Raw genomic sequence first — 19,075 nt, forward strand, 5'->3', positions numbered from 1 at the left:
CATAGCCTAGCTGAACCGCCCTTCAGGTCAGTTCCTGTTGGGCGGCGCGATACACACCAGGCGTCATTCCCGTCCAATGGCGAAAGGCCCGGTGAAAGGTCGCTGGCGAACTGAACTTCAATGCATAAGCAATTTCAGCCAGCGACATATCTTTGCGCAGCAATTTGAAAATTGCCAAGTCTCGGCGCAATTCATCCTTGATCCCCTGAAACGACAGGCCTTCTTCTTGCAGCCTGCGGATCAAGGTGCGTGCGGACATATGCAGTTTTCCCGACACATCCTCTAGGGTATGACCCAAGTCGGCATGCAGAATTTCCCGTACCTTCAGGCGTAAGGCGTGTTCGCGATAGGAGGTAAAAATCCAGTCACGCGGGGCGCGTTCCAAAAAGGCCCGTGCCTCGACCTGCGTTCGTTGCGGGCGCACCTGCCCCAACTCCACCTGAAACAAAATATGCGAACAGGGCACATCAAAACAGACTGAAGCGGGAAACAATACAGAATAGTCCGCCGCAAAGGCTGGTCGAGCAAATGCAAACGCAACCTGTTGCACCGGCACTTCACGTCCCACCAGCCAGGAGACAATGCCGTGCGTGAATTTCAACATGAGCGCATGACCGAAGCGATGTACAACGGCCGTGGAATAACGCGGCACCAATTCGATGCCTAACTCCTTGTCAGTGCGGATCAGGTTCAAGCTGAAATCGTCCAGCAGCAGATTCCAAAACTGGGTAAAACGATACAAGGCCACATTGATGGAAGGCGCATCTCGCACGGTGCGCACAATGTACTTCAAGGCCCCTGAACGAATCGGACGTGTCCAAAAACCCATCATTTCATCACCTGTTTTCTTGGCGCTTTCCTGATACAAGCGCACTAACTGATCCCGCGTCAGCCGGGCACCGGGCCGATCAATAAAGCCCTTCACAATGCCCGCCTGCTTCAAGCACTGATCCAGAACCTCTTCCGAATAACTGGTGCGCAGGCTGTGAAACCAGTCTTGCACCAGATCCAGCGCTACCGTGGCAGTACGTGCGGCATCGACAGGCACGGGAAGCGCGCCGGGTGCACCATTCATTTTGTCATCCCCTCTAAGATTGTCACTTTTTGCATACTCGGCGTCAGTATTCGCTATTGGGTAAGGCACTAAACCATCCTATGCTGACACACATAATACAAGGAGACATCACCATGTTAGGCACTGGAAATATGATGCACATGCCCTTGCTCATCAGTTCAATTCTCACCCACGCCCTAGAGAATAACCCTGAGCAGGAAATTGTTACCGCTTTGGATAATGGCGAGCTACATCGCTACCGCTATCTTGAATTTGCCCACCGAGTTCAGGATCTAGCCCTGGGACTGCACCGTGCAGGTCTGCAGCCCGGCGAGCGCGTGGCGACTTTGGCATGGAATACCTACCGCCACCTGGAAATTTACTACGCCACCTCGGGCATCGGTCTGATCTGTCACACCGTCAATCCCCGTCTGACGTACGAGCAAATTGCCTTCATCATCAATGATGCCCAAGACACGGTGATGTTCTACGACGAACATTTCGAAGAAATGGTCAACTATCTGCGCGGCCAATGCCCCACCGTCACGCAGTGGGTGCGCATGGGCAGCCAGGCCCACGGCCCGTTGGCTGACGAATACGAAAGCTGGCTGGGCAATGACACCACCGGCTTTACATGGCCCGTGTTTGACGAGAACACAGCCAGCGGCCTGTGCTACACCTCCGGGACCACGGGCGAGCCCAAAGGCGTGCTGTATACCCACCGCTCCACGCTCTTGCATGCCTACGCCTCATCCCACCCCAATGCCCTGAGCATTGCCAGCAGCGATACCATCATGCCTTTGGTGCCCATGTTTCATGTCAACGCCTGGGGCCTGCCGTATTCAGGCTTGCTGTCCGGCGCCAAGCTGGTGCTTCCCGGTGCGAACCTGCAAGGCGAACGTATTTATTCCTTATGTGAACAGGCGGGTGTCACTCTGTCTGCGGGTGTACCCACCATCTGGAAAACCGTGCTGGACTACGCCAAAGCGACTGACAAACCGTTCAGCACCTTGAGCCGCATTCTGATTGGCGGCTCGGCTTGTCCCCCCAATATGATTGCCACCTGGGCCAGCTACGGCATTACCGTTCGCCACGCCTGGGGGATGACGGAAACCTCGCCGCTGGGCACGGTATGCCAATTGCTCCCCAAGCACAGCAATCTGCCCGAAGCGCAGAAACAACACGTGCTGGCCTCGCAAGGCCGAGCCCTGTTCGGCGTGCGCCTGAAAACCGTCGACGACCAAGGCAATACCTTGCCACGCGATGGCAAGAGCAGCGGCCACCTGCTGATCCAGGGCAACTGGATCATGGACCGCTATTACGGCAAACCTGATCTGGCCAGTGAAAACGGCTGGTTTCGCACCGGTGACGTAGGCGCCATCGACGCCGATGGCTACGTCTACATTACCGACCGCAGTAAAGATGTGATCAAGTCCGGTGGCGAATGGATTTCCTCGATCGAGATCGAGAACATCGCCATGGAGGAACCTTTGGTCGAGCTGGCAGCCTGCATCGCCCAAGCGGACGACAAGTGGGGGGAACGCCCTGTGCTGTTCGTGGTGCCACGCGAAGGGGCTGATCTGGACGAGACCCAGATGCTGCGACGCTATCAGGATCGTGTCACCCGCTGGTCGGTACCCGACAAAGTAATTTTCATCGACCAGATGCCCATGACGGCAACTGGCAAGATCCAAAAAATGGCGCTGCGAAAAATGCTGGCCGATCAAACCAATCCCAGCTGACTTGCACTGCCGCCCTCGCGATTACGTAACACAAGGAGTTTTTTATGGCCGCCCCTTTCCTGCTGACCACCGAGTTGGACAACATCGGAATTGTCACGCTGAACAAGGCGCACAAGCGCAACGCCCTGGATGAAGATGCCATTGCTGAAATTGATGCGTACTTCTCCAATATTCCCGAGCACATCCGGGTCATTCTGATGAAGGCAGAAGGCGACCATTTCTGCGCGGGCCTGGACCTGAAAGAACACCACGACAAAGAACGCGGCGCGGTGGATTTTCTGCGCGTTTGCCAAAGCTGGCACCGTGCGTTCGACAAGATCGAACATGGTGGCATCCCCGTCATCGCCTGCTTGCAGGGCGCCGTCGTGGGCGGTGGTCTGGAACTGGCCAGTGCGGCGCACATTCGTGTCGCAGACAGCAGCACCTTTTTTGCCCTGCCTGAAGGCACACGCGGCATCTTTACCGGTGGTGGCGCTACCGTGCGTACCGCCAAAATCATCTCGCCCAACCGCATGATCGAACTGATGCTGACAGGCCGCGTACTTGATGCCGTGGAGGGAGAACGATTGGGCTTGGCGCATTACGTATGCAATAACGAGGCCAACCCTAAAACTGCTTATGAGCTGAGCCTGGAACTGGCCCAGCGCATTGCAGGCAATGCCATCTTGTCGAACTACGCCATTGTCAGCTCGATCAGCCGCATTGCCGATATGTCTGCCACCGATGGCCTCTTTGCCGAGGGCTTGATGGCGGCCGTAGTACAAACCGGGCGAGATGTGCAGGACCGCTTGGGGGAGTTTGTTAATAAGAAAGCTCATAAAGTGAAGCCGACCAAATAACATCGGCCAGGCGAACATGGGCAGTAATCACAACAATACGGAGACAAAACCATGCTGTCGCATCAAGAGTTAAGCCGGAAACTAGCCGGACTACAGGAATATGAGCAACTCAAGTCGCAGCGGCGGCGTCTGGCATTTGCCTGCGCCGGCCTCTGCCTGGGGCTGACGGGCCTGCTCATCGTAACGGCCATTTTTTGGCCCGGCGTTCTAACCCATGAGCTGGGCAGTGGAGGAGCTGTCAACAGTGGCATGGTGTACGGAATAGGACTGATTTTTGTGTCCTGGTTATTAACCGGCGTGTATATCCATATCGCCAACACCCGCTTTGACCCGCTGTGCGAGCGAGTACTGGCAAAGGTACGCCCATGAATACACAAGCCATTCTGATCTTTGCGGCTTTTGTCCTGGTTACCCTGGGCATTACCTACTGGGCCTCGTCGCGCACACGTTCCAGCTCGGACTTTTACACGGCAGGAGGCGGCATTACCGGCACGCAAAATGGCCTGGCCATTGTGGGCGACTACATGTCCGCTGCAACCTTGCTGGGCATTTCGTCCCTGGCTTTTACCAACGGCTTTGACTCGCTGCTGTATGCGGTTTGCGCCTTCATGGGCTGGCCGATCATCATGTTTCTGATTGCCGAGCGCCTGCGCAACCTGGGCCGCTACACCTTGAGCGACATCGTCTCATACCGGCTGGATGAACGCAGCACGCGCATCTTTACTGCGATCAGCTCGCTGACGGTGGTGCTGTTTTACCTGATCGTGCAAATGGTCGGCGCAGGGCAACTGGTGCAACTGCTGTTTGGCATCGACTACACCTATGCCGTGGTGGCCGTGGGCTTGCTCATGATGGTGTACGTCGTGGTGGGCGGCATGGTGGCAACCACCTGGGTACAGATCATCAAGGCGATTTTGATGATGGGTAATGGCTTTTTGATGGCTGCCCTGGCCATGTGGTATTTCAACTTTGACTTTTCTGCCATGGTCAGCGCTGCTGCCGATCATCATCAGGCAGGCCAAGCCATGAAGGGCCCCTGGAAGCTGATGGCCGATCCGTTCTCGGGTCTGTCCCTGGCCGTTTCCCTGGTGTTTGGCATTGCAGGTCTGCCCCACATCATGATGCGTTTTTTCACCGTACCTGATGCACGCGCAGCCCGTAAATCGGTATTCGTGGCAACCGGGCTGATGGGCGTGTTCTTTGTGGTGATCTGCTTTCTGGGTCTGGCTGCCATGGCCATCTTGCCCAACCACCCCGAGTTCTATGTGGATGGCAAGGTTGGGGGCATGGTGTTGGGCGGCTCGAACATGCCTATCATGCACCTGGCAACGGCCTTGGGCGGCAATCTGCTGTTTGGTTTGCTGGCCGCCGTGTCCTTTGCCACGATTCTGGCCGTGGTCAGTGGCCTGACCTTGGCAGGAGCATCAGCGGTCGCTCACGATCTGTACGCCAAAGTCATCCGCCGTGACGACGTCACGCCATCGCAAGCCATGCGCGTCAACCGCCTGGCATCAATCGGTATTGGGTTCGTCGCCATTTTTCTGGGCCTGTTGTTCCGTGGCCAAAACGTGGCTTTCCTGGTTGCCCTGGCCTTCAGTATTGCCGCCTCGGCTAACTTCCCGGTCTTGCTGATGTCCATGTACTGGCGCGGTGTCACCACCCGAGGCGTTATCTATGGCGGTTTGAGCGGCCTGCTCGTGGCGCTGGGCCTGGTGATTCTGTCTCCAGCCGTGTGGGTACGCATTCTGGGCTTTTCCGAGGCAGTATTCCCGTATGACTTCCCCACCCTGATTTCCATGCCTTTGGCATTTTTCATGATCTACTTTGTATCAAAACTGGACAACAGCCGTCGCGCCAGCCAAGACCGTGATGGGTTTGACGCCCAGCAAGTCCGCGCTGAAACCGCAGTTGGTATTGCCGCTGTGTCTCACTAGGTACCTGGTACGCTGGCGGTAGCCCAGCCCAATCAGGTTACCGCCCCTTGTTTTAATTCATCCCAGCAGGAGCATCACCATGACAGAGTTAAACACCCCCGAAATTGCTCACTACATCGGAGGTGGCCAGCAGGCTGGCGCCGGTACCCGTACTCAACCGGTATACAACCCGGCCACCGGCCAGGTTAGCGCCAAAGTCAGACTGGGTAGCCAGCAAGATATTGACGCTGCGGTGGCCAGTGCCCAGGCCGCTTTCCCCGCCTGGGCCGACACCCCACCACTTCGCCGCGCCCGTGTCCTGTTCAATTTTTTGGCCTTGCTCAACGAGAACAAGGAAAAGCTGGCCGCCATGATTACGGCCGAGCATGGCAAGGTTCTGTCCGATGCAATGGGCGAAGTCACTCGCGGCATTGAAATTGTGGAGTTTGCTTGCGGCATTCCTCAACTGCTCAAAGGCGATTTCACCGAACAGGTCAGCACCAATATCGACAACTGGACCATGCGCCAGCCCCTGGGGGTGGTCGCGGGTATCACCCCTTTCAACTTTCCGGTCATGGTGCCCATGTGGATGTTCCCTGTAGCGATTGCTGCGGGCAACACCTTTGTGCTCAAACCCAGCCCTATCGACCCCAGCCCCAGCCTGTTTATTGCCGAGCTGCTGAAGCAGGCTGGCCTGCCCGATGGTGTGTTCAACGTGGTGCAAGGCGATAAAGACGCGGTTGAGGCCTTGGTCAATCATCAGGACGTGCAAGCCGTATCCTTTGTGGGCTCCACCCCGATTGCCAACCGTATTTATGAAATGGGCGCCATTGGCGGCAAGCGCGTCCAGGCACTGGGTGGCGCCAAGAACCACCTGGTCGTCATGCCTGACGCCGACATCGACCTGACCGTGGACGCCCTGATCGGTGCCGCCTACGGTTCGGCAGGCGAGCGTTGCATGGCCATCTCGGTAGCCGTGCTGGTGGGTGACTCTGCCGAGCGCATCTTGCCAGCGCTGGAAGAACGCACTCGCAGCCTGAAGATTCTGAACGGCACCAACGCCGCCGCCGAAATGGGCCCCATCGTGACTGCGCAAGCACGCGAGCGCATCAGTGGCTGCATCGACAAAGGTGTACAAGAAGGCGCCAAACTGCTGGTAGACGGTCGTAACTTTGACGGTGCCAAAGCCGGTGAAGGTTGCAAGGACGGCTTCTGGATGGGCGGTACCCTGTTCGATCACGTCACCCCCGACATGAGCGTCTATCAGGATGAAATCTTTGGCCCTGTTCTGTGCTGCGTACGTGTACCGGATCTAGCCAGTGCCATTGAACTGATCAACAAGCACCAGTTCGGCAACGGTGTCGCTTGCTTTACCAGTGACGGGAACGTGGCCCGTGAATTTGGCCGCCGCATCCACGTGGGTATGGTCGGTATCAACGTCCCTATTCCTGTCCCTATGGCCTGGCACGGTTTTGGTGGCTGGAAAAAGAGCCTGTTTGGCGACATGCACGCCTACGGTGAAGAAGGCGTGCGCTTTTACACACGCCAGAAATCCATCATGCAACGCTGGCCTGAGAGCATCTCCAAGGGTGCGGAATTTGCCATGCCTACATCCAAATAAACATGGATTTTCTGGGCTGAATTTTCGCCTGCAAGCGCCGATTCAGCGTGGCATGTCACCGCTATCAATCTGCTAACCCAGCCGATTTTAAAAGCGCTGTGATAAAAGACAAAAAACCGGGGCTCTGAATCAGAGCCCCGGTTTTTTTAATGCTGGCGCGTGATTAGCGCTAGCACCTGCCCAATTTAATACATGCCATGGAAAACCGCATCATCAGGACCGACGTGCGATGGCGGGTCCCAGGTCACATCACGCATGGAATGCTGCACCAGCGTCTCCACACCCAGCAGCACAGCAAAGATCGCCATACGTACGGGAATACCGTTGTCAGCCTGACGGAAGATAGCCAGGCGCGGGTCGTGGTTCAGGTCCACACTTAGATCATGGGCACCTTCGCGGCTATCGCGTGGCAGTGGGTGCATCACAATCACATCAGGGCCGCAGCAGCGGTCGATAATGGCTTTGTTAACCTGGAAGTCAGCCGTAAAGCTGCCATCCTGCCCTTCTTCAAAACGCTCTTTTTGCACTCGCGTGGCGTAAATCACATCCACGCCGGGCAGACCTTTTTCCAAGGAACTGGTCTGTTCAATGACATGCTTACCTTGCTTGGCAACCTGCTCCACAATGTGTTCAGGCATTTCCAGGCCGGGGGGGGAAATCAGGGTGAATTTCAGGCCACGGTACATGCCCAGCAGCTTGATCAGGGAGTGCACGGTACGGCCATATTTCAGATCCCCTACCAGAGCGATATGTGCGCCATCCAGCAACTTGCCCAGACGCGAAAACTCCGTGCTGATGGTGTACAGATCCAGCAAGGCCTGGCTGGGGTGTTCGCCCGCACCATCACCACCGTTCACCACAGGAATATTGGTGGCACGTGCAAATTCCGCGACCGAGCCTTGCTCAGGGTGACGGATCACCATGGCATCCACATAGCCGCTCATGACGCGGCTGGTGTCGTAAATGGACTCGCCTTTGGCCATGGAGGAAAAGGTAAAGCCGGTGGTGTCACATACCGAACCACCCAGGCGGCAAAAGGCCGAGCCGAAGCTGACGCGAGTACGGGTGGAGGCTTCAAAAAACAGGTTACCCAGCACAGCACCTTCCAGCACGCGCGATACTTTTTGACGGCGGGCGATAGGCTGCATGATGTCGGCCAGGCTGCACAGCTCTTCCACGGTTTCACGGGTGAACTGATCTACGGACAAGAGCTGATGTTTGCCGCCGGTGGCAATGCGATCACGCAAGGGACCGGACTGTGCGCTTTGCGCATATTTGCTCAGCAATGCTTCGTTTTCCACGATTTCCGTGACAAAACGCTGCACCACTTCAGGCATGGCCCGCGACTCCAAAGAGCCTTCAGGCAGCAGCCAGGTATCCAATGCACGGCGCTTGACCCCAATACGTGCCGCAAAAACGTCACGAGTCAGGTTCAGGCGACGCATTGCATCACGCAAAAAAACTTGTTGGGAGACGGCCATATCAGCTCTCGCTTCTAAAACATACGCAATGCGTATATTTTAAGACTGCAATTGATCAAAAAGCGAGAAAGAATTGAACCCACTGCAGAAAATACAACGACAATCTACGCAGCCGCTCAGAGCCGCTACTCGCTACGCGCACGGAGCAAAGCAAGACAACAATTAGGGATGCTGCCGATACGGCGTGGTAGAAGGTGCGGCCTGATCATCATTGGGCGCCATGAGGCCCTTGTAATCTTACTGACCGGAGGTAAGCCACTCGCTATGCTGGTAGGCAAAATCAGCCAGGCCCAAGGTGCCCCAGACGCCGATTACAAAAAGCGCCAGGCTCAAGGCCAGAAAGAAGGCCGAACAGAAACCGGGAATCCAGGCCCAGCGACGCCCTGCTTTGGAGCTGTGCCACGCCAGGGTCCAATGGCTCCAGCACAAGGCCAGAAACGCCGAGACCAGCCCCATCAGAAAGACGAACAGGGGCAGACGTAAAAAAGCGGGGACAAAAACGGATCCGATCGCTCCAGTGCCCATCAACATGATGAATAAGAGCGCGGCCCCATGAAGGCTGATCAGAACCCGAAAAGAAAGGATATAAAAAGTAAAACTGCTGGGCGGGGTCACCATACCGACTTTCCTGTTTTTAACAAGAGGGGTGGGTGTGGACACCCACCGCATTTTTCAACAAGCCAGGCATGGATGAACCCAAGACCAGGGTGGCGTTAAAGTCGTAAGCAGGGCTTACTTCTTGCCGTTGGTTTGTGTCGCTTCTTGACCGGCAATGGCACGCGCAGCAGCCAAGGCGTTAGCTTCAGTGCCCACCATGAAAATCAGGCGGCCATCTTTAACGGGCGAACCGTAAGCGGGAGCAGCCAACATCGTGTCACCCACGACCAACGCCAAGCGCTTTTTGGGGAACTGAGTGGTCACTTGCAGCAAACGTTGAGCCGCCTCTGGCGTTAAATCCAACGCCAACAAGCCTTCCTTGCTGTCGTTAGTACCGGCCTGTACGCCAACCAGATCCTGACGTACCACCACGGCACGCGGATTCACAAATAGAACACCATTGGGCTGGACATCGACGCGAGCCCAACCCGCTTGCTCCTGCGTGTCAGCCAGGAAAATCTGTACCGGTGCGGCTTGCTGCTGGGCACCTGCCTGTGCTTGAGGCTGCTGAGCGCCAGTTGCTGGCGTGGAGGGAGTTGTTTGCGTTGCGGTGCTGGAAGCACCAGCGGTATCGCTCGGTTTTTCTTGAACGGTCTGACAAGCGGCCAGTGCGACCAAGCCAACAGGAGCCAAAATTCGAGCGAGCGCGCGTAAAGTCATCATAATGAAGTTTCCCTCTCTCTTTACGAAGAATCAATAAGGATAGCAGTGTATCAGCCATGTAAAAGTGCAAGCGGTTAATCTTTGTTAAAGCTTGTCATTTGTGCACCTCTAATTTGTACGCTGACTTCATCCATTAAGCGACCGTGTTCCGTTTTCAATTCAATTCGCAGCGTTCCCGGCACCAGCGGAATTCGCAACTGTGCCCCCTTCCCCGCTTCTACTCCCTGCACCCACCACACCAAGGGCTCGGTAATCTGTCCTTGGGCCAGCAATCGCAGTTGCTGGTTTTGTGGTGGAATATCCGGATCCAGCGCGAAAATAGTGCCATTGACTGGCTCGCGAATACGGGCCGGGCCAGCATAGGCCTGTTCCACATCACTTAACACCACGCGATCAGTCTGCGTGCCTTCGACAAAAAATTCCTCACGGCTAGGTTCCATGGCAGGCAAAAACTCAATCTGCCGCCTCTGCACCTGAGCAGGCATAGCCGTTTGGCGGCCGGGGCGACGCTGCTGCAGGATCGAAATCACCTCGTGCCAGATCGGTGCCGCACCGCTAACGCCTGATACATCTTGCATACTTTGACCGGCACTATTTCCCACCCAAACACCGACGGTAAAGTGCTCTGTCCACCCCAGGGCCCAGTTATCACGCATATCTTTACTGGTTCCGGTTTTAACCGCACTCCAAAACGGTGTACTCAAGGCACTGTCCAAACCAAAGGTCAGCACCCGCGCCTGACGGTCCGACAATATGTCGCCCACAATCCAGCTAGCGCCTGCATCCATCACAGGATGAAAGGCAGCGCTTTGCTGGTCCATACGTGTTTGCACGGCTTGAGTCTGGCCTAAATTGGCCAGAGCACGGTAGGCATTGGTCAACTCCAACAAGCTGACATCCGCACTGCCCAAAGCCAAGCTATACCCATAGAAATCGCCATCCTGGCGCAGATTCATGCCTAACGCACGCAAGCGATCCACCAGATTGGCAGGCCCCAGCATGGTCAACACCCGCACAGCGGGGATATTCAACGAAGAGGCCAGGGCATTACGCGCACTGACCCAACCCACAAACTGCTTGTCATAGTTTTGCGGGATATACAGGCCATTACCGGTGGACAAATTCAGCGGGGAATCCTCCAGCAAAGACGCCGCGGTCAACAATCGCTTTTCAATCGCCATCTCATACAGAAAAGGCTTGAGCGTAGAGCCGGCCTGCCGCAAAGCGCGAGCATGATCCACCTCGGCCGCCTCGGACAGGTCACCACTGGAACCGACGTAGGCCAGAACCTGCCCGCTGTGATTGTCCAGCACCACAACGGCAGCATCCTGCACACGCGCGGTACTGAGATCGAGCAAGTGTCGCCGCATACTGGCCTGCACCTGCATTTGCAATCGCGTGTCCAAGCTTGTGTGGACACTATCACCCGCTTTGATTTGCGGATTCTGATCCAAGACCCAACGGGCAAAATGCGGCGCCCGTTGAGCCTGCCCCAAGGGGGCTTGTCCGGCCCGGCGCAAAGCCACCGGCACCAGATTACTCAACGCTCGACATTGCTCGGCGCGCCCCATTTCCTGCAAGGTCAAACACGCCCGGCGTTCAACCGTCAAGGCCGAGGCATTCGGGCCGCGCAACAACACAGCGGCAATGGCCGACTCACGCGCGTCCAATGCTGCGGCCTGCTTTTGAAACAGGGTGCGCGCCATCGCATCCACCCCGATCAGCTCACCCCGGAAAGCCACCTGATTCAGATAGGTTTCCAAAATTTCGGGTTTGCTCCAGGTATCTTCCAACGATTGGGCCGCCACCACCTGATCCAGCTTTTGCCAGACCGAGCGCCCACCACGACCACCAAGCAGATCCTGGTCCATCAGACCGGCTAGCTGCATGGTAATGGTCGAGGCACCGCGACTCCGCCCGGCAAACAGACCATCCCAGGCCGCAGAGCCGACGGATAACCAATCCACCCCACCATGAGACTCAAAACGGCGGTCCTCAGACATCAGGACCGCCATTTGCAAAGCCGGAGAAATTTGCTCCAGCGCGACCCAGTCGCCGCGTCGTTGATGAAAGTCCAGACGGACTCGTTGGATAAGCTGGCCCTGGCGATCCAGAACCTGTACATCGGAAGAGCGGTACGCTTGCCGAACGTCCTCGTAGCTGGGGGTAGCCTGCCCAGGACTGGCCCACAGGGCCAGTCCCAGCACCAGCAGTCCTGCTTTACTTGACGGGTGCATCCACAACTTCCAGAACTTGCTCGTTAGGCCAGACGGCAAATACATCAGGCTCGTACAGGGCCTCAGCACGACTGGCTGGCAACACAAACTGGCCCACAGTGTTCAAACGCACCGTATAGCTGACCTCGGTCGTGCCTTCTTCAAAGCGCTCGTAGTAAGCACGGTAACCATCAAAGCGACGCTCGACGAAGCTGGGCCACTGGCCGGATTGTTCTTCACCGGCTGTTGCCATGGCAGAGTCGCGACCCAGGCCACTGCCCAAGATCGTGGCTCCGGCAGGGACTGGATCAGACACAACGACCCAGCTTGCCTGACCTTGGGCCTTGACCTTGATCTTCACGCGCATGATGTCGCCACGACTCCACACGCCAGGCTTGGCCTGCTCCACAGCCTCAATATGACGCTCAAGGCTCAAGCCAGCAGAGATAGGTTTGGTCACAGGCACCGCCGCCAGGGAACGGACGTCGATCCAGGCCTTGCCTTCGCCCATTTGCTCAACACTCAGGTTATCGACCTGATCACCCCGCCAAGGCACGTCAATCTTGGCGGAACGCACACCCTGGCCGTCAGGCTTGAGCATGTCCCAGTCCACCACTTGGGCCGTTTCCGAGCCCAGAATCACCATGGACTGGCCGCTAGGTTGCTGTTCATGATGACGGCTGAACTGCTCAATGGCCAAGCTACCCAAAAGATTTTCAGTGGTCATGCGCCATGCACCCCGTTGCTGTTCTGCCAACAGACCTTGGGCCAGGCGAGGCATATCCTCGGTCCAGTCCGGCATCTGATTGGCCAGCAACATCAGGCGAACCTGGTTGGTCACACGGCTGGTCATGGCCCATGGGCTGCCGTTAAGCGCATCCTCACCAAAGACCAGACGGGTACCACGACTGATCAGGCGTGCCTGAATCAGACCCATGGCTTCTTTACGCGTCTGCTCGGCTTTTTTGATGCCTGGCAAACGCTGAGTCAGATCAACCCAGGCCAGCAGAATTTCGGTTGGCCAGCTTTGCAGGTTCAGCTCCACCGAATCCAGCATATTGACGCGAGCGCGGTCGTACTTGGCCAACACAGCCGCAGCACGAATTACCTCGATATCACGCTCTTGACGAGACACCGTTTGCATAGTCGGGATTCGACCATTGACCACGTTCTCCAGGCCCTGCAGCATCTCGTTGCGCAAGCCATCCGGAATGGAGAAGTTCAGGCCAATGGATTCAGCAATATAGCTGATATCCAGGATGTAGCTGGTCAGCACACGACTGCCCCAACCGTAGTTGCTTGGGAAGTAACGCAGCAAACCATTCTGGTCCATATACGAAGGCATGCGCTGCATCAGACCAGCCCAAGCCTGTTCGGAACGCAGGCCCATGAAGCGCGAGGCTTGCTGCTCAAAGCAACTGTAAGGATAGCGTTCAAACCAGGCACGCACCCCTTCCATACCGCCGCCCAAAGAAGAGCGGAACAGCATCTGCAGCCCTCCTTGAACCACCCCTTGCTCATTCTTCAAGGCACCAGCCGGTGCCTGCACCGACATGTTCAGGGGGGCATCAATACCCACAGCAACCAGTGTTCCCTGCTGAACGGTGATGGGGGTGGCAGTCAGGACCTCCTGCTTAATCGTCAGGCTGTCTTTGGCTGCTTTGCCCGTGACACCGGACTGCTGAACTTCCTGTGCATCAACCGTCCACTCCATTTGGTGCGAATCGGCCGATCCACTGGACAGTGGAACCGACATAGGCCAAACAAGCACTTTGGCCGAACCGGAAGCCAGCTCAACGGTTTGCTCAGGCAACTCTGCCGATGGCAAGCCTTTACCAAGGTACTTCGCCTGCACTTTCACGGTCATGGCACGTGGGCTGCTATTACGCAGCGTCACCTGGGCCTGATAGTCATCGCCTTCACGGGCAATGGCAGGCAAACCGGAAATGATTTGCAGGTCTTGCGTGGTGACGATCTGGGCCGAACCGCTACCAAAGCGATCACCCGCCAGATCAGCCACAGCCACGATGCGGTACTGGGTCAGGGAGTCTTTCAGCGGGACAGTCACCGTTGCGCGACCCTGTGCGTCCAGCTCCACATTACCGTTCCACAGCAGCAAGGTATCCAGCAGCTCGCGAGTGGGGCTTTTGCCACCGCCACCACCGGCCGCTACGGCCTTGCGACCATAGTGACGACGCCCCACGATTTCAGACTGCGCCGTGGCGGTCTGCACGTTGTAGCCACGCAAGGCGCGCATGGCGTTAAGCAAGTTCCAGCTATTGTTCGGGCTCAGCTCCAGCAGGGCCTGATCCACCGCGGCCAAGGCCACAGACGCACCGGCTGCCGGTGTGCCATCGGACTTCAGAACCTGAATATCAACTTTGGCCTGTTCGCGAATGGCGTACTGGCTGCGGTCTGTCGTCACTTTCACATCCAGCGCATCTTGCTGGCTGCTGACTTCAATGCTGGCCAAACCAAAACGATAGCTGGGCTTGGACAAGTCCACGGTGGTCGTCGGGGCCACAAATTCGCCACCGCCTTCCGAGTAGGCCTTGTACCAGTTCAAAGGCTGACTCCAGCCCCAGCTAAAGAAGGAGTACCAAGGCACTTCACGCAGTCGGCCACGCAGCACCAGCACAGACACATAGACGTTCGGCCCCCACTCAGGCTTGATCTCTACACTGACGTTCGGGCTATCGCCCTCCAACTGAACCACTTGAGCCTGCAAGACTCCTTCACGCTCCACTGACACCAGGGCCGTGGCTTCGCGAAAAGGCATGCGCACCTGAAACTCGGCTGTCTCGCCAGGAGCCCAGGTCTTTTTCGCAGGAATCACGTCGATACGGTCATCGTTCTGACCACCAAACCACATATCGCCCGAACCGCTGACCCAAACACTGCTGGCGGAGACCGACTCACGGCCTTCGCCATCACGCGCAATCGCACGCAGCTCGACCTGACCGCCCTTGTCCAGTTTGACATCGCACTGCACCAGGCCTTGATCGTCACTGCGGCCCTCGCAGATCGTGCCCAGGTCTTCGCGCTGCTCCTGATTGTCGTAGCTATAGAAGCCACCCACCATGCGCTTACGAATCGAGAAGCGCTGCACATTGGCAGCTTCAATCCGCACGGGCACGTTTTTCAGCGGCTTGCCGTCCGGGCTCACCGCAATGGCCGAGAGCTTGGTGGACGAACCGGCGGCCAACCAGCTACCCGCACGCAGACCAGCCACTACATCGGCAGGCCATACAGACACCGTTTGGGTCAGGGTCTGAATTTCACCGTTAGGATCGGCAAAGGTCGCTTCCACCAGAAATTCGGAAGGTCGATCCACCACAGGCAGATCATCCAGCTTGGCACGCAAACCTCCTTGAGCATCCAACTGGAAGCGCTGCTTGTTCAGAAAAACGCGCGCGTTCGAGGCGTCAGATTGCTCAACCGTCTGGGGAGGAGCAAAGCTATAGTCGTCATACGCGCTAAATGAAGGCGACTGGGTACGAACCACCGCCGACAACTGCACTGGTAAGAAGTCAGCAGGACCACCTGACAGATAGTGCAGTTGCAAATCAGCCTGCATCTGTTTGGGGCTAACCAGATAAGGACGATCCTGGCCATCACCCAACTTGATGCTGCCGCCCAAAACAGGCAACTTGAACTGTTCAACGCGGAACTCGCCAAAATTGAAGTACTGGTTTTCACCTTCGGTACGCAAACGGTAAACACCCAGCTCGGCATCCTTGGGGATCTTCCAGTCATTCAAAGCAAATACACTGCCAGCGGCGGTCTTTTGCCACTTCAAAGGCAACTCAATTCGCTTGCCGCTGCCATCGTGCTCGACAATCATCGCCTCGGGATAACGATCGGGAGCCTTGAAACCGTCACGTACGCGTTCGCGCACGTAGTGCTTCATGTGCACCACTTCACCAGCACGAAACAGGCTGCGATCCATGACGGTGTGGGCCACAGGGTCGTCGCGACCGCCCCAGTTGTAGGGGACATTAAAGCGCCAGGGCTCGATACCCGAATTCCACTCGCTCAAGGCGAAGCTGAAATCAGCTTTACCGCGTGCCATGGGGTTGCTTTTGTCGATGCGCGCTGTCACAAACAAGCCGGAAAGCCCTGTTTCCTGGCAGTAGTCGGCGCTGTCCACTGACTGCGGATGGTGGAACATCCCGTCTTTGTCCGTCTCGCCCTGCACCAGTTCCTCGCCACGGCAGTTCATGACACGGATCTTGGCGCCCGGCACCACCTTGGCATCATCCAAGGTGGTCACCCAAACCAGCAAGTCGTCCCCCCCTTTCTTGATGTGTACACCCAGATTAGTCACCAGCACGGAGCTGCGCACGTACATGGTGCCTGCCGATTCCAGCAAAGACGCGCCCAAACGTGGGGAAGCGACTTCCAGCACATGAAAACCTGGCTCTTTGAGCGGCACACCAATTAGCTCAAAAGGACGTTCATCTTTTTGATCCATACCAGGCAGGTCCAGCTTCTTGACCTCTTTGCCGACCAGCAAAGGCTGAGCACGTAGGTCCAGTTGACCGTACTGATCAATCGGAGCGGTAATATGGAAATCGCCGCCCATCATGTCACGCAGTCGTTCCGCACTGACCCTCCAGGAATAATCCAGCTGACGCAGACGGGAATACCAGGCCAGGACCTCTCTATCATCCTTTACGGCCAAGGCCCCCACCTGACCGGCCGACACCAGCATTTGCTCAGTCGTGAGATCCGGCTCGACATTACGCAGGCTCAAGCCAATGGCCGGGGGATCAGAATCATCCGAACCCTCGCGATCGGCATGGCCGAAACGCTCCACAATCCCAAAAGGCTCCACGGCAAACTTCACCAGCGGCGGATACGTTGTGGTGCTCATCCCCTTACTCAGAACCTGCGGGTTCTTAAGACTGCGGCCAGCGTCGTCAGTCAGGCCGTCCGGAATTTTGACCGTCAGCTTAGCGTTTTCAGGGAAAGGTCCCTGGAAACGCAGGTATTGGCTGGGGCCACGATCCTGCCATGCCTCATCACTATCAGACACAGGCTCCCAAACTTGTTGGCCCGCTTCCAAACGGATCTGGCTCAAGTACTCGTACGCGACGGGCGCGGAGAACTGAACACCGAAGCTGCCAACTGGCGTGCAAGGTGCTTCGGCGCGCTCTCGCATGCAAGAGAGCGAGGCCGTAAATTCAGGACGCACATTGAAATCGTAGGTGTAACGATCCGTATTAGGGACACCCTTGCGATTTTCGATCTGGGTCATGATGCCCGGCTCCAGCACCACCGACACGGTGGCATCGGCTGGCAAGGGCCGCGCACACTGCACGGCTTGGTAACGCTCGTCTACCTCATCCACATAGAACTCAGAGCGCACCATCGCATCTCGCTGGGCACCTTCAACCGCTTTCAGGCCAATGCGCTCGCCAATACCCTCTACCCGGCAATAGCCGTTCTTGATTAAAGAGCCGGTATTAACAGGCGCATTGAAACTGAATAGAAAAACCTGGTCCTCATCAATAATGTTGTAATACGGGCGGTTGCTTTCCAAAATGGCACCGCCAGAATTAAAACGATACTGAGCCGGCCCGCTGATCGCTTCATTGTTGATGCTGCGAAAGCTTTTGGACACGACCGCCGTACAACTCAACCCTGGCCCTGGGCGCTCGTCAAACTCATAAATCCAACGACGGGAATCGAGCCAGCGGCCCTGGCCAACCACAGCGGGATCATCACACTGCACCAGCACGGGCGCAGGTAATTGCGAATCCCCAAAATGGACAGCGGGTTTGGCAAAAGTAACTTTGACGTCCCGTAAATCTGATGTCGCCCCCTGAGGCGAAAAACTGCTTATCGTAATGGCTTGAGCGCTACTGACGCTCAGCAAGAACACCAAACCCAGCAAAGACTGGCGATGCATCGTTCTTCCCCTATGGAATATGCTATTTTCGGCGCCAGTTTAATGGAAATCAGCGCCTCTGAGCATGAATGAGAGACCTCAAAAGGACATAAAGAACACCACCAAGTGCAACAAAAAAAGACACGCTGATTTAAAAGCCTGCAATCTCACTTAAGGCAAACTCTGATGGCATTTGAAAGTAAAAATTTCATATGCGACCAATACCCCGCTTTTTTCCTAAAACAGGCGATATCAACTACGATTAGAAGCACAATTTCGCCACCCCTTACTGGAAACCCGGCCTACCCGCCCCATATGTGTTAAGGCTTGCACAGATCCCTCCGCCTTGATTTCAGGACAGACACATGAGCTCGATGACACTGCAGGAACTGGATAAAACCCGCGAAGAATGTCGCCAATTAATCAGTCGACGCGCCCTGCTATCAGCGGCCGCTGCCGTGGTCCCCATCCCCGGTGTGGATGTGGGCGCAGATGTGGCTATTTTGATGAAGGTCATTCCCATCATCAATGCCCGCTTTGGGCTGACCGCCAACGATGTGGACGCCCTAAGCCCGGAGCTTAAAAAACTGGTAGTCGTCGGTGGAACCAGCATGGGGCTGGGCATGGTGGGACGGGTTCTGACAACGGACCGTGTCATCAATATTCTGGTGCGCCTGGGGGCCAAAAAACTGGCCGGCAAATACGGCGCCAAATATGTCCCCTTGATTGGTAGTGCCATCTCGGCATCCATCAGCTTTGTCGTGCTGCGTAAAGTGGGCAACCAGCATATTGAAGAATGCTATGAAATTGCGCGACGCCTGGCGTTGGAAACGCAACGACATGAAGCGGTACATACGATCGATGGCAGTGAGCAAGGCCTGATACGTGAAATCAAGGACTAAAACCCTGTCGATGCTTTAGCTCTTATCAAGATCGCTCTTTGAATAGCTCAGATAAGCTGGACACAGTGAGCAAGCAGACAAAGTGTGACAAAGC

Annotated in this window: 12 protein-coding genes; 6 read left to right on the forward strand and 6 right to left on the reverse strand. The window is 56.4% G+C overall.

What is annotated here, in order from left to right; genetic code table 11:
• Positions 1–22: 22 nt before the first annotated feature.
• Positions 23–1,075, reverse strand: a complete 1,053-nt coding sequence (locus tag CA948_RS06270) for a helix-turn-helix domain-containing protein (RefSeq protein WP_199827824.1) — start codon at positions 1,073–1,075, stop codon at positions 23–25.
• 113 nt (positions 1,076–1,188) lie between these two features.
• On the opposite strand from CA948_RS06270, the gene CA948_RS06275 reads away from it, so the two are divergent.
• The 5 genes from CA948_RS06275 (at position 1,189) to CA948_RS06295 (ending at position 7,169) form a co-directional block, all read left to right on the forward strand.
• Entirely contained in the window at positions 1,189–2,796 is a 1,608-nt protein-coding gene (locus CA948_RS06275) for a long-chain-fatty-acid--CoA ligase (protein WP_108727596.1), read from the forward strand.
• Between the two features lie 44 nt (positions 2,797–2,840).
• Positions 2,841–3,635 (forward strand): crotonase/enoyl-CoA hydratase family protein, encoded by a 795-nt coding sequence (locus tag CA948_RS06280; protein ID WP_094196967.1) that lies wholly within the window; start codon positions 2,841–2,843, stop codon positions 3,633–3,635.
• Between the two features lie 51 nt (positions 3,636–3,686).
• Complete coding sequence (locus CA948_RS06285; protein WP_094196968.1) at positions 3,687–4,004, forward strand: DUF485 domain-containing protein; 318 nt, start codon at positions 3,687–3,689, stop codon at positions 4,002–4,004.
• On the forward strand, positions 4,001–5,569 hold the full coding sequence (gene actP / locus CA948_RS06290; protein WP_094196969.1) for a cation/acetate symporter ActP: 1,569 nt from the start codon (positions 4,001–4,003) through the stop codon (positions 5,567–5,569). Before CA948_RS06285 ends, actP begins: the two co-directional genes overlap by 4 nt.
• Before the next feature lie 79 nt (positions 5,570–5,648).
• A complete protein-coding gene (locus CA948_RS06295) occupies positions 5,649–7,169 on the forward strand; it encodes a CoA-acylating methylmalonate-semialdehyde dehydrogenase (protein ID WP_108727597.1) in 1,521 nt (506 codons plus the stop codon).
• Positions 7,170–7,354: 185 nt separating this feature from the next.
• On the opposite strand, the gene CA948_RS06300 is transcribed toward CA948_RS06295, so the two are convergent.
• From CA948_RS06300 to CA948_RS06320, 5 genes are all read right to left on the reverse strand, one after another.
• The gene (locus CA948_RS06300; RefSeq protein WP_094196971.1) at positions 7,355–8,650 is read right to left on the reverse strand and encodes an aspartate carbamoyltransferase; all 1,296 of its coding nucleotides are present in this window, start codon (positions 8,648–8,650) and stop codon (positions 7,355–7,357) included.
• 237 nt (positions 8,651–8,887) lie between these two features.
• On the reverse strand, positions 8,888–9,268 hold the full coding sequence (locus CA948_RS06305) for a hypothetical protein (RefSeq protein WP_094196972.1): 381 nt from the start codon (positions 9,266–9,268) through the stop codon (positions 8,888–8,890).
• 114 nt (positions 9,269–9,382) lie between these two features.
• Positions 9,383–9,970 carry a hypothetical protein gene (locus CA948_RS06310; RefSeq protein WP_094196973.1) on the reverse strand — a complete coding sequence of 196 codons (588 nt, stop codon included), beginning with the start codon at positions 9,968–9,970 and terminating at the stop codon, positions 9,383–9,385.
• 74 nt (positions 9,971–10,044) lie between these two features.
• Entirely contained in the window at positions 10,045–12,207 is a 2,163-nt protein-coding gene (gene pbpC / locus CA948_RS06315; RefSeq protein ID WP_108727598.1) for a penicillin-binding protein 1C, read from the reverse strand.
• Positions 12,191–18,100 carry an alpha-2-macroglobulin family protein gene (locus tag CA948_RS06320; protein ID WP_108727599.1) on the reverse strand — a complete coding sequence of 1,970 codons (5,910 nt, stop codon included), beginning with the start codon at positions 18,098–18,100 and terminating at the stop codon, positions 12,191–12,193. Before CA948_RS06320 ends, pbpC begins: the two co-directional genes overlap by 17 nt.
• 344 nt (positions 18,101–18,444) lie before the next feature.
• On the opposite strand from CA948_RS06320, the gene CA948_RS06325 reads away from it, so the two are divergent.
• Complete coding sequence (locus CA948_RS06325) at positions 18,445–18,981, forward strand: hypothetical protein (RefSeq protein ID WP_094196976.1); 537 nt, start codon at positions 18,445–18,447, stop codon at positions 18,979–18,981.
• The last annotated feature ends 94 nt before the right edge of the window (positions 18,982–19,075 follow it).

Origin of the sequence: Alcaligenes aquatilis, assembly GCF_003076515.1 — a bacterium.
Classification (GTDB): domain Bacteria; phylum Pseudomonadota; class Gammaproteobacteria; order Burkholderiales; family Burkholderiaceae_B; genus Alcaligenes; species Alcaligenes aquatilis.